Annotated in this window: 12 protein-coding genes and 1 pseudogene; 4 read left to right on the top strand and 9 right to left on the bottom strand. The window is 71.9% G+C overall.

Annotation, left to right across the window (positions count from 1 at the left end; translation table 11 throughout):
* Positions 1-106: 106 nt before the first annotated feature.
* Complete coding sequence (locus AB0B14_RS03560; RefSeq protein ID WP_357521075.1) at positions 107-1,450, bottom strand: glycoside hydrolase family 6 protein; 1,344 nt, start codon at positions 1,448-1,450, stop codon at positions 107-109.
* A 303-nt stretch (positions 1,451-1,753) separates the two neighbouring features.
* Between AB0B14_RS03560 and AB0B14_RS03555 the strand changes: the two genes are divergently transcribed.
* The 4 genes from AB0B14_RS03555 (at position 1,754) to AB0B14_RS03540 (ending at position 7,125) form a co-directional block, all read left to right on the top strand.
* Positions 1,754-3,352, top strand: a complete 1,599-nt coding sequence (locus AB0B14_RS03555) for a hypothetical protein (protein WP_357521073.1) — start codon at positions 1,754-1,756, stop codon at positions 3,350-3,352.
* A 153-nt stretch (positions 3,353-3,505) separates the two neighbouring features.
* Positions 3,506-4,057, top strand: coding sequence for a hypothetical protein (locus tag AB0B14_RS03550; RefSeq protein ID WP_357521071.1), 552 nt, complete (start codon positions 3,506-3,508; stop codon positions 4,055-4,057).
* 318 nt (positions 4,058-4,375) lie between these two features.
* Complete coding sequence (locus tag AB0B14_RS03545) at positions 4,376-5,758, top strand: lectin (RefSeq protein WP_357521069.1); 1,383 nt, start codon at positions 4,376-4,378, stop codon at positions 5,756-5,758.
* Positions 5,759-5,886: 128 nt separating this feature from the next.
* On the top strand, positions 5,887-7,125 hold the full coding sequence (locus tag AB0B14_RS03540) for a PP2C family protein-serine/threonine phosphatase (protein ID WP_357521067.1): 1,239 nt from the start codon (positions 5,887-5,889) through the stop codon (positions 7,123-7,125).
* A 16-nt stretch (positions 7,126-7,141) separates the two neighbouring features.
* Here the strand turns inward: AB0B14_RS03540 and AB0B14_RS03535 are convergent, their stop codons facing one another.
* The 8 genes and pseudogenes from AB0B14_RS03535 to AB0B14_RS03500 form a co-directional block, all read right to left on the bottom strand.
* Positions 7,142-7,489 (bottom strand): STAS domain-containing protein, encoded by a 348-nt coding sequence (locus tag AB0B14_RS03535; protein ID WP_357072296.1) that lies wholly within the window; start codon positions 7,487-7,489, stop codon positions 7,142-7,144.
* 103 nt (positions 7,490-7,592) lie between these two features.
* Positions 7,593-8,216, bottom strand: coding sequence for a hypothetical protein (locus AB0B14_RS03530; RefSeq protein ID WP_357521301.1), 624 nt, complete (start codon positions 8,214-8,216; stop codon positions 7,593-7,595).
* A gap of 8 nt (positions 8,217-8,224) precedes the next feature.
* Complete coding sequence (locus AB0B14_RS03525) at positions 8,225-8,857, bottom strand: hypothetical protein (protein ID WP_357521065.1); 633 nt, start codon at positions 8,855-8,857, stop codon at positions 8,225-8,227.
* The gene (locus AB0B14_RS03520) at positions 8,854-9,147 is read right to left on the bottom strand and encodes a DUF6406 domain-containing protein (protein ID WP_357521299.1); all 294 of its coding nucleotides are present in this window, start codon (positions 9,145-9,147) and stop codon (positions 8,854-8,856) included. The genes AB0B14_RS03525 and AB0B14_RS03520 overlap by 4 nt, the downstream gene beginning before the upstream one ends.
* Positions 9,148-9,252: 105 nt before the next feature.
* Positions 9,253-10,383: pseudogene (locus AB0B14_RS03515) on the bottom strand (alanine racemase); the annotation flags it as partial.
* On the bottom strand, positions 10,380-11,978 hold the full coding sequence (locus AB0B14_RS03510; protein WP_357521063.1) for an IucA/IucC family protein: 1,599 nt from the start codon (positions 11,976-11,978) through the stop codon (positions 10,380-10,382). The gene AB0B14_RS03510 and the pseudogene AB0B14_RS03515, both read right to left, overlap by 4 nt.
* Positions 11,975-13,600, bottom strand: coding sequence for an IucA/IucC family protein (locus tag AB0B14_RS03505; RefSeq protein WP_357521061.1), 1,626 nt, complete (start codon positions 13,598-13,600; stop codon positions 11,975-11,977). The genes AB0B14_RS03510 and AB0B14_RS03505 overlap by 4 nt, the downstream gene beginning before the upstream one ends.
* Entirely contained in the window at positions 13,597-14,769 is a 1,173-nt protein-coding gene (locus AB0B14_RS03500; protein ID WP_357521059.1) for a siderophore biosynthesis protein, read from the bottom strand. Before AB0B14_RS03500 ends, AB0B14_RS03505 begins: the two co-directional genes overlap by 4 nt.
* Positions 14,770-14,794: the final 25 nt, after the last annotated feature.

Raw genomic sequence — 14,794 nt, 5'->3', positions numbered from 1 at the left:
GTCGACAGTCGTGGGGCGGTCAGGTTCGTCCGGCCGTACCCGCAGAACGGGGCCGGGCCCGGCGCGGAGGTGGTCCTCCGCGCCGGGCCTCGGCATCGGGTGGGTGTCAGCTGGCCGCGCAGGTGGCCGTCGCGCTCGGGCCGGTGCCGGAACCCTGGAAACCGAAGTTGGTCGACTGCCCGGCGCCGACGTGTCCGTTGTAGCCCACGTTGGTGAACCGGACGGTGCCGCTGGTGCCGCTGGCCTGGGCACTCCAGGTGCCGGTGACCGAGGCGCCGCCGGGCAGCGTGACGGTCACGGTCCAGCCGTTGATGTCCGCGGAGCCGGCGGTGACCGTCACGCTCGCGGTGAAGCCGCCGGTCCACTGGTTGATCACCACGGACGCGAGGCAGCCGTTACCGGTCGGCGGCGGGGTCGTCGGCGGGGCGGTGGTCGGCGGTGCGGTCGTCGGCGGTGCGGTGGTGGGCGGGTTGGGCGCGCCGTTGGCCAGGCTGAAGGCCAGGTCGGGCTGGAACGAACCGGCCGTGTAGCGGCAACCGTCCGCCTCCCCCGGCGGCTTCACCCAGAGGTACGCGTCGATGTTGCTGTCGCCGGTGTTGGTCGTCGGGTACTGCCCGATGCGCCGGTCGGTGTTGTCGTCACCGCACCAGTCCCCGCTGGCGCCCCCGTTGCGGCTGGTGTCGATGACCTGGCGCTTACCCGAGATGCCCATGCCGTTGAGGGCGGAGATGACCGCCCGGCCGAAGTTGGCCTCACTGGAGGTGGAGTTGTAGTTCGACACGTTGGTGAAGAAGCCGTCGGCGTACTGCACGCCGGCCGCCCGAAGCCGGTTGGCCGTCTCACCCGCGCTGTTCCAGGTGGAGTGGCCGGCGTCGAGGTACACCTTGGCGTTGGGGTTGCCCGACTTGATGGTCCGGGTGGCGGTCGAGATCGCCTGGTTGCGGGCGTTGATCTCGCTGCTGCTCAGGCACGTCAGCAGGGCGAGTGAGTCGGTTTCCAGGATGATGATGACGGTCTGGTTGCCCAGCCCTCTGGCGAAGTTGGACACCCACGTCTGGTACTGGTTGAGGTCCGGCGCCCCACCGGCGCTGGCCCCGCCGCAGTCCCGGTTGGTGATCTCGTACACCGCCAGCACCGGAATCTGCTGCGCCGCGTTGGCGGCGCCGACGAACCCGGAGACCTCGGACTGCACTGTCGACGGGTTGAAGTTGGCAAACCAGCGGGCCTGCGGCTGACTCGCGATCTTGTCGCGGATGACCGCGGTACGCGAGTCGCCGGGGTTGGCGGCCACCCAGCGGATGACTGCCGAACTCGGGTCGCGGTAGAGCGATCCGGACAGCGCGCCGGCGGAGGCACTGCCGACGGCGAGGCAGACGCCGACGGCGGTGGCACCCGCGACGGCCGCCACGCCGGCCGCCGATCTGCGGCGGAGCGAGGAGAGGATAGCCACGACGTGTTGCCTCCTGATCACATTGATGTTTCTAAGTTTATGGGAGCGTTCCCATGGACGGTAGCGGAGGCACGGGCCGCTGCCAAGGTGTGCGGACCCGCCATTGAGGCAACGGCCTGAATCTATGCGTCACGGCTCGCGCGGAGGATTCGCGTACCGAATATGGGTGTTTTTCGCATAAGACCGGTTAATGCGAGGAAGGCTCAACTACCGTCACCCTTGGCGACGATAACCGATTTGTCGCCTTCTGCACCACATGGTACGTGCAGAGACACGGTGTACGGAGAAGGGCGAGGTAGCTCGATGTCCAACTATCTACACCCGAACATGAGCGAGGCGGCGGCAGCCCAGCCGCGTCGACCGAAGGGGCGGCGGTCGCGCTGGCTCGTCGCCGGGGTCGCCGGCCTGACCGGAATGGCTGGCCTGGCCGCCTTCACGCCGGGGGTGAGCGGGGCGTTCGGGAAGAGCGGCAGCAGCCTGTCGAATACCGCGACCCAGCTCCTCGCCGAGGGCAGCCGGACCAGCGGCGACGACCACGGCGGCCAGGACCCGGGCGGCCGCGACGGCAAGGACCGCCAGCGGGGCGACGACCACCAGAAAGACAACGACCACCGCGACGGCAGGGGCGACGACGTCCGGGCCGTACCCTGCGGCTCCGACGAGTTGATCGCGGCGATCGTCCGCGCGAATGCCGGTCAGGGGGCGAAACTCAGGCTCGCCGAGAGGTGCACCTACACGCTCACCCGGTCCGCGCCTCTCCCGCCCGTGCCCTTCGGCGCCGTCGGCCTGCCGATCATCACTCAGACGGTGACCATCGACGGCAACGGGTCCACCATCGTCCGCGCGGCCAACGCCACACCGTTCCGGATCCTCGAGGTGGGATCCGGCGGAGACCTGACGCTGCGCGACGTCACCATCAAGGGCGGTCAGGCCGACAGTGGGGTCGGCGGCGGGGGCGGCGGCATCCGGGTCGACGCCGGTGGCAGGGCCACCATCGAGAACACCGACGTGGTCTACAACCACACAAACGGTACGGGTGGCGGCATCGCCAACTTCGGCGTCACGAAGATCCTCGGCAGGAGCGACCACGGCGAGGGCTGGGACAGCAAGGACAAAGACAAAGACAAGGACAAAGACAAGGACAAGCACGGGGACGGCCGCAGCGACATCAGCAACAACAGCGCCGTGTACGACGGCGGAGGCGTCCACAACAACGGCACCCTCACCGTGGAGAACACCCGGCTGAGTTACAACAACACGATCGGGGTCTTCACCATCCTGCCGCTCGGCGGGGCGGGTGGCGGGCTGTCGAACAGCCGGAGCGCCGTACTCCACAACGTCCAGTTGGACAACAACACCGCGGGCTTCCGCGGCGGTGGTATTCGCGGCGGGATCAACTCCACCACCGAGGTCACGAACGCCGAGATCAACAACAACAGGGCCGGCAGCGAGGGCGGCGGAATCTTCACCGACGGCACCTTCCACCTCACACACGGCAAGGTCCACCACAACGAAGCCGGCCAACGCGGCGGCGGCATCTACAACCAGATCGGCCAGTTCACGGCCGACCAGAGCCGGATCAACGAGAACACCGCCAGCACGAACAGCGGCATCGAACACGGCGGCGGCATCTACAACGGCAGTGGCACCGTCGTCCTGCGCCGCACGGAGGTCGACCGGAACCGGGCCGTGGGTTCGAGTTCGCAGGCCGGCGGCATCTACAACAACGCCACACTCAACCTCACCGAAACCAGGGTCACGGAGAACATCTCCACCCTGGCACCCGGCGGGATCTTCAACGACGGCGGCCAGGTCACCGTCGACCAGAAGTCGGCCATCACCGGCAACCGGCCCACCAACTGCACACCCAGCGCGCCCGCCGTCCCCAACTGCTTCGGCTGATCATCGATCATCCCCGTAGTCGGATCGCCAGAGGTAACGCGACAGGTCGCAGCGTCCGGTCCCGTACAGGTTCGATCACCACGATCGGACCGGTGCGGGACCGGATGCCCATCTACCCGCGCCAACCGGCGCGGTATCGACTTGAATGGTGGGGTGCGGGTCAGCAGGGACGGGCGGAGTTGGCGCATCGGCACGGACGCCGACGTGGGATGGATCGCCGGTCAGACCACCGCCGGCTTCTCGATCACCACCGCCATCCCACCGATCTTCGCCGCGTACGCCACGACGTACCAGGCCGACGACGTCACCGCCGCCGACTACGAGCGGGCCCTGGTCGAGGACCTCAACACGCACACGCCCGAACAGCCCTGGTGGCTGGCCTACCTCGACACCGGCGCCCACGACGTCGTCTTTCCCCACGCCCCCCGGGTGTCGCTCTACTGGAACTGGCCGTACGTGCTTGTCGAGGCCGGCCCCGAGCAGTCCCTCACCTGGCGGACCGGCCACCTGCGACACGGCTGCGGATCGCTACCCGACCTGTTCTTCCCCGCCGACCGCTCATGGCTGGTCTCCGCGCTCTGGGACGACACCTGGACCTGCGTCGGCGGCCCGGAGCCACTGATCGACACCCTGCGCGGCGACCCGCTGACCAACGGCCGTCGGGTTCGACCCGACGAGGACGCGCTGCCACCGGGACTGACCTGAGAGTGACAGCAAACATCTGACCTAATCAGGTCGGACTCTCGCCGGACCGCAACCTGCCGGACACGGCATTGACATCATTCACTGTGCGTTCTAGCGTCGGGACGAATCGATTCGGCGTCGAGCTGGGTGCTCCGGCGCCGTCCGGCGGTCGGTCACGTGGTTTCGGGCACGCACGGTGTGGGCCACCAATGATCCGACGACCGACTGGTCCCGCGTGGGCGGCGAGACCGGTGGCAGCAGCCTGCGGCGACGAGCCGGTCGGGGCGTCGCGGGCACATCGCACCCGAGTCAGATCGTGTCGAGTGGCGGGAGCCCATCATGACAAGACGTAGACCCATTCTTGGATTACTCGCGACGGCGGCGGCTGTCGTCCTGACCGTGAGCGCGGGAGCACTGGCCGGCGGCCTGGGCACCACCGCGTCGGCCGCCGACATCGCACCGGCCGCGGCGACCGCCGGGTGCGGCAAGGCACCCACGTTGACGAGCGGTCAGCGGACCATCCAGAGCAGCGGCCAGAACCGTAACTTCATCCTGCGGATCCCGGACAACTACGACCGGAACCACCCGTACCGGTTGATCTTCGGATTCCACTGGAACGGCGGCACCATGAACGACGTCGACGGTGGCGGCTCGGACGGGGCGGCCTGGTCCTACTACGGGCTGCGGCAGCAGGCGAACAACAGCACCATTTTCGTCGCCCCCCAGGGCAACGGCAACGGCTGGGCCAACCCCAACGGCCAGGACGTCACCTTCGTCGACAACATGATCAGCCTGATCGAGGCGGACCTGTGCGTCGACACGACGCAGCTCTTCGCGCTCGGCTTCAGCTACGGCGGAGGCATGAGCTACTCGCTGGCCTGTTCCCGGCCGACCGTCTTCCGCGCCGTCGCGGTCTACTCCGGCGGGCAGCTCAGCGGGTGCAGCGGCGGCACCCAACCCATCGCGTACATGGGGATCCACGGCATCGGGGATCCGGTGCTCAACATCTCCGCCGGGCGGTCCCTGCGGGACAGGTTCGTCCGCAACAACGGGTGCACCGCGCAGAACCCGCCCGAGCCACGAGCGGGCAGCCTGACCCACATCACCACCACCTACTCCGGCTGCCGGTCCGGCTATCCGGTGGTGTGGGCCGCCTTCGACGGTGGGCACGGCCCCGGCCCGGTGGACGGCGGCGGCGACAGCGGCGCCCGGACCTGGACCAAGGGCGAGGTGTGGAGGTTCTTCACCCAGTTCGGCAGCACCGATCCGACCCCGACCCCGACCACGTCACCCACCACGTCGCCCACCTCCAGCCCGACGACTCCGCCACCGGGCGGCACGTCGGCCCTGCGGAACGCGTCCTCCGGACGGTGCCTGGACGTCAACGGCGCCTCGCAGGCCAACGGCTCGGCGGCGATCATCTGGGATTGCCACGGCCAGAGCAACCAGAGCTGGACCTCGACCGCCGCCGGCGAGCTGCGCGTCTTCGGGGGCAAGTGTCTCGACGTCAACGGCGCCGGCACCGCGAACGGCAGCTCGGTGATCATTTGGGACTGCAACGGCCAGTCCAACCAGCGGTGGACGGTCAACGCCAACGGCTCGATCACCGGCGTTGGCTCGGGCCGATGCCTGGACGTGGTCAGCAGCGGCACGGCCAACGGCACACGCGTCCAGATCTGGGACTGCAACGGCGCGGCCAACCAACGATGGAGCCGCAGCTAACCCCGACGAACGTCGCGGGCCGGCAACGGTAGGTCCGGTTCGGCGGCGGAACCACCCGGTTCCGCCGCCGGGCCACCCGACCGGCCTGGACCATGCCGGCACATCCGCTGATTGCCTATGCTCGGTGAGTGGAGGACAACGATCAGGCCGTGCTGGCCGGGATGCTCCAGTCGGCCGAGGAGGCCGCTCCGGTCGAGGCGGTCCAGGCCGTCACCGGCACCATCGCCACCGCGTTGGACGCGCTCGGCGTCTCGCTGCTCATCGCCGACCTCAGCGGCCGGGCACTTGTCCGGCTGACCCACCAGTCGGCCATCGGCCGTACCGGCCGACGTCAGGGCGCGGAGACCGCCGAGGTCTTTCCCTTCGACGGCGGGCCGTACGAGCGCACACTGCGCCACCAGACCACCCTGTTGCTCCCCGGCGACGGCCACTGGACGGTGCTCGCGCCCGTCACCGAACGCGGCGAGTCCATCGGCCTGCTGGAGATCGACCTGCCCGACGAGCCGGACACCACCACGATCGCGGAGATCGCCCGCACCGCGCACGCGCTGGCGTTCGTGGTCATCGCCAACCGCCGGCACACCGACCTGTTCGAATGGGGGCAACGCAGCACCCCGTTCACGCTCTCCGCCGAGATCCAACGCCGCCTGCTGCCCGCCTCGTTCACCTGCGAAGCCGGCGCGTTCGCCCTCTCCGGCTGGCTGGAGCCCGCCGCGAGCGTCGGCGGGGACACCTTCGACTACAGCGTGGCCCGCGACACGCTGCACGTCAGCGTCACCGACGCGATGGGTCACGGCGTGGCCAGCGCGCTGACCGCCACCCTCGGGGTGGGCAGCCTGCGCAACACCCGCCGCCGGGGCGAGAGTCTGGTCAGACAGGCCGAGGAAGCCAACCGAGCCGTCGCCGAGCACGCCAACGTACGCGGCGCCTACCTGACCGCCGTGCTGGGCCGCATCGACCTGGCCACCGGGCGGTGCGAGTTGCTCAACGCCGGGCACGTGCCGCCGATGCTGGTCCGGGACGGCCGGGCCACGCCACTGGACCTGCCCGCCAACTTCCCGCTGGGCATGTTTCCCGACGAGGGCTACCGCAGTGGCCAGGTGCCCCTGCGGCCCGGTGACCGGCTGGTCATCGTCACCGACGGGATGCGCGAACGCAACGCCGCCGACCTGGACCTGCCCGCCGCCCTGCTCCGCATCGCCCACCTGCATCCCCGCGAGGCCGTCCGGGCGCTGTCCGACGCGGTGCTGGCGACCGCCGGGCCGGTCCTGGCCGACGACGCCACCCTGCTCATCGTCGACTGGTACGGCGGCCAGGAGCGACGGTCGAGCACCGCTGGCGCGGACACCGCCCGCGCCAGCAGCTAGACCCCAGGGTGGATGGTCACGACACCCGGGCCGCCTCCTCGGCGTCGTCCACCGAGTCGAAGACGTCGATGACCCGGTCCACCGAGGTGATCGACAACACCGTACGCACCGGAGGAGCGACGCCGGCCAGGGCGAGTGAGCCGCCCCGCTCCCGCAGATCCTTGTAGGCGACCACGAGGATGCCCAGGCCACTGGAGTCCATGAACCCGACGCCGCTCAGGTCGACCACCACCGACTGGGCACCGCTCCGCACCACCTCGCGTAACCGGTCCCGTAGCTCCGGCGTGGTGCTCATGTCCAGGTCGCCGGCGACCTCGACCACGGTGCCGATCCGCCCCTGCCGCGTCGACAGCGTGAAGTCCACGTAACCCCCTCGATACGGCCGTCACCGGCACGCGGCGACACGTCGCGCCGTACTCACGGTGCCAGAAACTGGCCACGATCGCTCGTCGACGCTGCGGCGGCCCTCACCGACGGGCCTCGTCTAGGCAGGCGGCGTTCGCGCCGACCAGCAGGGGCAGCGCGGCCAGGAACTCACGCAGCACGTGCCGGGGGTCGTGCTCGCGGGTGTCCGTCACCTCGGCCTGCGCGCCGGCGTCGGCGACAACCTGGCCGACGTCCCACAGGCTGGCGCCCACGCTGCTCCACTGCCACACGTCGTGCGTCAGCGCCGGCAGCCGCAGCACCGGGGCGGCACCGAAGACACCGATGCCGTAGCGCAGCGGATCGTTCGGGGTGTTGCCCAGCGACACCATCAGCGGATGCACCCGGTAGGCGCGGGCGAAGTCCGCCACGTCCGGCGTCATCTCCACCAGCAGGCCGTCCTCCAGGAACTCCGCGACGATCCGGGCCGGGTCGGCCACGCCGAGCTGCCCGGCGGCCTCGATGACCGCTGCCCTGTCCCAGGTCGCGTCGGGCCGGTCGATGGGGCGGTGCGCCGCGGTCCAGACCGCGAAGACCTGCGGGTCCTCGATGGTCACCGAGAGGCGGCCGATGCTCAGCGAGTGGTACTTCACCGGGGCACCGACGGCCGGGTGGAACGTCCCGGCGTATCGCCCCACCGGCAGGATCAGCGGCGCGGGGTTCCTCATCGGGTCGGTCACGGCAGCGGCTCCAGGTAGACGACGCCGGCCGTGAGTAGGAGGCGGGCGGTGCCGAGAAACGCGGTGAGCAGCTGTTCCGGGTCGACCAGGCCCGGTTCGGTGCCGCCTGCCTCCCGTTCCTCGTCGGCGAGCGCCTGGCACATCGTCCACAGGCTCTCCCCGGACGGGCACCACTCCCACAGGTCGTAGACCGTGCGGGTGACCCTCACCACCGGGTGCCCGAAAAAGCCGATCGACCAGAGCCAGGGTTGCTCGGCGCTGTTGCCCAACCCGAGCATGCGGGTGCCGACCCGGTGCCGGCGAGCGAACTCCACCGCCTCACCGGGGGCGACCTCGACGGCCAGCCCTTCGGCCAGCAGCCCGTGCAGCAACGACGCACTGTCGACGCCGGGCAGTTGGCTTGCCGCCGCGTCGCATGCCGCCGACACCGTCCAGGGCTGCTCGGCCGGCCGGTCGCCGGTGCCGTGCGCCAACGCCCACAGGATGAAGCGCTCGTCGTCCAGCTCCCACACCTCGTCGCCGAGGCGGACCCGGTGATAACGCTCGGTCGAACCGGCCACCGGATAGAAGGTGCCGAAGAACTGCCCGACGGGCAGCAGCACGGCCCGCACGGTTTGCGCCGTGGTCATCGCGGCTGGTCCTCGTGCGGGAAGTGGCCGGCCGCACCCGGCCGGCCGGTCGGTGGTGCCATCACCTCGTCGACCCGTCGGACGATCACCCGCCACTCGTCCGCGTTCTTCACGTCGACGTCCGCGAAGCGCCAGGTCTCGTCGCCCACCGGGAAGGTCCCGCCCAGGGTGACCTCGTAGCCGTCCCCGTCCCCGTCGTTCCGGGGCATGACGACGATCTCCGCCCGGGCCGGAGGGCCCTCGTCGATCCACCGAACGCCGAGCCGGGCCGGGCCGATGTCCGACGGCACGTTGTTGCGGATGGACACGACATCCGGGTACGAGCGCAACGGCTCTCCTCCCCGATCTCGTGTCGGCACGGTCACCCGTCCAGCATGTCGTACGACGTCGCCTCGTCGGGCCGCCCACTCGGCGGCCACCTTCTGCGGGTCACCGGTGCGGAACAGCGGCGGTTCGTGCAGCAGGAAGTCGCGGTGGCTGATGTTCCAGGCGTACGCGCCGGCCATGGCGAAGGCCAGCACGTCACCCACGCCGATCGGCCCGGCGGTGGTCGAGAAGGACAGCACGTCCTTCGGGGTGCAGAGTTGCCCGACCACGGTGACCGGCCCGCCGTCGGTGCGTACCGCGTCGAGCCCGTGCCGCCGGTGCACGGTGAACGGCTGCGGGTGCCCCTTCGCCGCCGGTGTGCGCAGGTGGTGGGTGCCGCCGGCCACCACCACGAACCACTCGCCGTAGGAGCGCTTCACGTCGACGACCTCGGTGAGGTACGCCCCGCAGTAGGCGGTGACCGCCCGACCCGGCTCGATGCGCAGTCGCACCGTCGGGTGCGCGTCGACGACGTCGGCCAGGGCCCGGCCGTAGCCGGCCCAGTCGAACCGTGCCGTCGGGTCGGCGTAGTCGACGGCCATGCCTCCGCCGACGTCGACCTCGACCGCACCGACCTCGTCCGCCGCCCAGCGGACCACGGCGGCGGCGACGGTGGCGGCGAGCGGGGCGTCCAGCCCGCTGGCCAGGTGGGCGTGGACTCCGCGGACGTCGATGCCGGCGGGCGGGCGGCGGGCACACTCGACGACGTCGGCCGGGTCCATGCCGAACGGGCTGGGCCCGCCACCCATGAGCAGGCTCGCGCCGGGCGCGTCGACCGGCAGGTTCACCCGCAGCAGCACCGGGGCCGACCGACCCGAGGCGACGGCCAGCGCGCCGAGTCGCCGCAACTCGGCTGGCGACTCGACGTGGATGCGGTGCACCCCCGCGGCGAGGGCGGCGGCGAGGTCCGCGTCGGTCTTGCCCGGTCCGGCGTACGCGGCCGGGGCACGCCCCGGCAACACCTCGGCCAGTCTGCGCAGCTCACCACGGCTCGCGGCCTCGAACCCGTCGACCACCGGGGCGAGGGTCCGCAGCACGCCGGGCTCCGGGTTGGCCTTGACCGCGTAGAGCAGCTCGACCGGGCTGGGCAGCGCCGCCCGGATGGCGCCGACGTGTGCGGCCAGCGCGTCGAGGTCGTGGACGTAGACCGGTCGCGTCACCGTGGCCCGCCCATCGGGTTGGGCACCGGCACGAACGGCGCGGCCCGGTCCGCGTCGCGGCGCCACCGGACCAGGAGGTTCGCCTTGGCCACCAGTGGCGCACCGTCGAGCAGCGCGCGCAGCTCGGGCGGATCGTCGAGGTCGGCGGCCACCGCCTCGAGGACGGCCCGCAGCTCCTGCCACAGCCGCCGTTCGACCCCCGGGCGCGCGTCGGCGAGGGCCCCGCAGATGCCACCGAGGTGATTGACGAACAGGCAGTAGACAATCCGCCGGCGGGCGTCTGAGGGGCCGTAGCGGACCTGCGCCGGAACGCCGTCCGGCCAGGTGGCCCAGCGCTCGGTGTCGAGTTTCACCCCCTCCAGGTCGCGCAGCAGCACGCGTACCGGACGGCGGTCGCCGTCGAGCACGACGACCACGTTCTGTAGGTGTGCCTCGTGTACGACTCCGTGGCGGAGCCAGCAGCGCAGCACCGCCGGCACCAGCAGCCCGACGTACGCCCGCCACCAGGCCACCGGATCCGGTGTCACGAGCGGCGTGGCGGCCAGCGCCGCGGCCAGCACCGGAGTGTCACCGGGACGCAGGTGCGGGCGCAGACCGTCGCGCAGGATCGTCCCGTACGCCTCGTCCGGGCCGGGCACGTCGACAGTGCGGTAGGCGGGCTCGGCGAGCAGGCCGACCCCGTCCGGCAGTGGCACCCGGGCCAGCAGGTCGGTCAGGGCCACCGCGCCGGTGAGTTCGTACCTGGCGTTCTTGCGCAGGCAGTTGGTGATCCGGACGTGCAGGCTGGTCTTGACGAACAGGTCGGCCGCCGGGGCGTAGAGGGTGCGGACGCTCGCCGTCGGCCGCACCGGCACGCCGCCCTCCCCCAGGTCACGCAGCCGTGGGTGGGTCGGCGGGAGCAGCGACAACTGCCAGGGGTGCACCGGCAGGACCCGGTGCCCGTGCGGAGGCCGCGGCGGGTCGAGGGCGGCCACGAGCGGATCGAACGGCCCGGCGCCCGCGACCAGCTCATCCGGTACGGCCAGCCAGTGCAGCCGGAACGAGGTGCGCAGTTCCGGTGCGTACGCCCGCCACCGGTCCGGGTCACCGCTGCGCCACTTCGGGGTCGGGTGGTGCGGGTGGCCGAAGACGAGCGACTGCTCGGAGTCGACGTACGCGTCGATGGCCGGCTCACCGGTGGGGGTGGGATCCTCGGCCGGTCGCTCGGCCAACAACCGGGCCACGGTGTCCCGACTGGCCCGGACCTGCTCGGCGAACTCGTCGTTGGCCAGGTCGGTACGACCGGTGAGCTCCGCCGCGACCAGACCGGCCAGCCCGTCGGCGTCCAGGTCTGCCCAGCCTCCGGTGTCGGTCGTCCGCTGCACCGGGCCGGTGTAGCGGTGCGCACCGAGCGGTGAGATCCGCGCGACGGCGCAGCGCAGCGTGACGTGCAGGTGCCGCAGCAGCACCCGGGCGGCACCGTCGACCACTGTCGGCGCGCCGTCGGGCGGGGCGAGTTCGCGCAGCACGCAGCCGAAGACGGCGTGGGCGGCGGCCAGGTCGGCGAGCTGGCCGGTGGCGGTGGCCGGCCGGGAGCGCAACCGCACGCTCGTCATCGTGTCTCCCGGAGGTAGTTCGGGCCGGTACGCAGGTAGTACTTGTTGATGTCGGTGCAGCCCAGCCGCTGCTTGGGCAGCAGGGTGCCGGCGGTGAGCATCGCCTTGACCGGCAGGTGGGCGGCGCGCAGGACCCGTTCGGTGAGGATCCGTGCCGCCGGCCCGTCGCCCCACCGGTCGCGGGCGGCCGCGAGCCGGGGCGCCAGCGCCTCGGCGGGGGACGGCACGGGCAGCCCTCGCGCGGCCAGGGCGACAAGCGGGGCGGCGGCGGCCAGGTGCAGGGTGATGGTGGTGAACACGTCGGCCAGCTCCAGCGGATCGCGTGCCCACATCCGGTCGTCGTCCAGGGCGAGCCCGCCCGGCCCATCGTGGCGCGCGTCGAGTCGCGCGCCGTCGTTGTCCTTGTAGAGCAGGCCGACCGTGTCGTCCGGGTGGACCAGCAGGTGGATGTTCTGTGGGTGTGCCTCCAGGGCGATGCCGTGGCGGAGCCACAGGAAGACGTGCCAGTCGAGCAGCAGGTCCAGGTAGGAATCCAGCAGCGCCACGGGCCGCTCGGGGCTGATCCGTTCCAGGACGGTGCCCGCGACCGGGTCGGCGGCGGCGAGGGCCGCGACCGGCACCACGTGGACCCCGGCCAGGTCGCGGGGGAATCGGCGGAGCAGGAAGCTGCGCCGCTCGTCGGCGTCGACGTGCGCCCAGGTGCTCTCGTCGGTGTGCCGGATCCGGCCGATGAAGGCGGGTTCGCTGCCGGCGATCCGGTCGAGCAGCCCGGCCACGGCGGCGCCGTCGGCGAGCGAACCCGGGCGCAGGGTGCGTCGGTTGCGGGCGCCCAGGCTCGCGGTCGGTAGCGGCAACTTGAGGTGCAGGTACGGGTCGTGGTCCAACGCCACCGTCCGCATGGAGAGGGTGGGCCGCGCGGAGATCGCCGGCCGGTCCGTCACCGGTAGTGCGGTGCGGGCGGCGGTGATCGGGTGTGCCGGCAGCAGCAGCTGGTCCGGTCGCGGTGCGCGCGGCCACCAGGCCGGCAGCTCGCCCGCGAGCCGGACGTCCCGGGCGGGTGCGGCGTACCAGCGCAGCGTGAGACGTGGGGCGTGCTCCGGGGCGTACCGGAGCAGGTCGTCGTCGGTGAGGCCGTGCCGGCACCGGTCGGTGGGGTAGACCGGGTGGCCCTGGTGGGCGGCGAGCACGTCGTCCAGGAGCGCCGCCGGCAGACCGGTCGGGGTGCTCGCCCGTTCGGCGGCCACCGCGGCGAACACCCGTGGTCGGTGCCGGGCCGCGAGTCGCCGGGCCAGCAGGTCGGCACGGCACTCGGCGCCGAAGTCCCGCCAGCCGGCCGCCGCCTCGGCATCGTCCCGCGGGGCGAGCAACGTCAACAGCCCGGCCAGGGTGTCCGTCCGGTGGGTGACGCCGTCGGCCAGCACCAGCACCGTCGGCGCGGCGCTGCGCAGGGCCTGCTGGAAGCCGTCCACCCGCACCGGGATGCGCAGGAGGCCGGCGGGGTGCGGCACCTGCCACCAAGCCGGCCCGTCCGGGCGGCCGGTGCTGAGCAGACCGAGGTGATCCTCGCGCAGCAGGGCGTCGAGCACCCGGGTGAACACCTCCCGCTCGCAGTCGTCGCTCACTCGACGATGGTCCACTGGAGGTCGTCGCGGAAGGCGGCCAACGCCTGCCGGACGCTGTCCTGGTCCGGGCCGATCGCGTGCAGCACGGCGAGGTAGTCGCGGTTCGTGCCGGTGCGCTCGGCGAAGCGGCCCACCGCGCGCAGCGGTCGGCAGCCCAGCCGGACCTCGCCGTGGACGGTGTCCAGTGGGCCCGGCGCGGCGGTGAGCCGGCCCGAGGTGTCCGCGCAGACGTACTCGACCTGGGCGTAGCTGTCGACGGTGCCGGGCAGGCCCAGGGCGGCCACCGGCTCACCCAGGTGCAGCCGGATGACGTGCTCGAACAGCGGTACGCCGAGCAACTCGGCGAGGATCAGGTCCATCCGGTCGCCGATGAGGCGGTAGTTCACCTCGATGAGCCGGACCCGGCCGTCGGCGGAGACGACGTACTCGGTGTGGCAGGCGCCGAGGCCGACCCCGAGCGCGTCGAGGCACGCCCGCAGTTGGGTGCTCGCCGGCTCCGTCGGTGGTGACCAGGCAAGGCTCTCCTCGGTGAAGGTCGGTGGCGGGCCGAGGGCGGTGCGCCACCCGCCGAGAGAGGCGAGCGTCGTGCCGTCGCCCAGGGTTTCGAAGGTCCGCAGCTCCCCGGCCAGGTACTCCTCCACCACCAGGGCGACGTCCGGCCGCCGGCCCCGGATCTCGGCGACCCGGGCGAGCAGTTCGGGCAGGTCGGCCACCAGGTAGGCGTCCTCGCTGGCCACCCCCTCGCGGGGCTTGACCACCGCCGGGAACATCCCGGCCGAAACCTCCGGCGTGGTGCCGGGGTCGACGGTGACGGTGCGGACCAGATCGAGGCCGGCAGTCGCGATGGCCCGCCGGGCCGCGGCCTTGTCCTTGCAGAGACGGGCGGCGTCCGGGTCCTTGCCGGGCAGGCCGAGCTTTCGGGCGGCGATCGCGGTGGCCTCCTGGAGATGGTCGCTGTTGGACAGTAGCGCCACCGGCCGGCTCGACGCCGTCGCCGCGACCACCGCGGCCGCGTCCCGGACCGCGCAGCGCGTCACCGGCGCGTCCGCCGGCCATTCCGTGGGCCGGTCGGTCAGCACCGTGGCCGACAGCCCCAGCGACTCCGCCGCCGGGAGGAACCCTTCCAGGACAGCGTCGGTGGGGTTGAGCGCGGCCAGATAGATCCTCATACCGCCTCCGTCGACGACCCGATGT

The sequence above is a fragment of the Micromonospora sp. NPDC049171 genome (genome assembly GCF_040648275.1).
Lineage (GTDB): Bacteria > Actinomycetota > Actinomycetes > Mycobacteriales > Micromonosporaceae > Micromonospora.
The sequence above is the reverse complement of the archived record's forward strand: the minus strand, read 5'-3'. Positions and strand labels throughout refer to the sequence as shown.

Coding starts and splice junctions, on each gene's coding strand:
- AB0B14_RS03500 (WP_357521059.1), bottom strand. CDS start 14,769: ATGAGGATCTATCTGGCCGCGCTCAACCCCACCGACGCTGTCCTGGAA.
- AB0B14_RS03525 (WP_357521065.1), bottom strand. CDS start 8,857: ATGACCACGGCGCAAACCGTGCGGGCCGTGCTGCTGCCCGTCGGGCAG.
- AB0B14_RS03555 (WP_357521073.1), top strand. CDS start 1,754: ATGTCCAACTATCTACACCCGAACATGAGCGAGGCGGCGGCAGCCCAG.
- AB0B14_RS03530 (WP_357521301.1), bottom strand. CDS start 8,216: ATGAGGAACCCCGCGCCGCTGATCCTGCCGGTGGGGCGATACGCCGGG.
- AB0B14_RS03510 (WP_357521063.1), bottom strand. CDS start 11,978: ATGACGAGCGTGCGGTTGCGCTCCCGGCCGGCCACCGCCACCGGCCAG.
- AB0B14_RS03545 (WP_357521069.1), top strand. CDS start 4,376: ATGACAAGACGTAGACCCATTCTTGGATTACTCGCGACGGCGGCGGCT.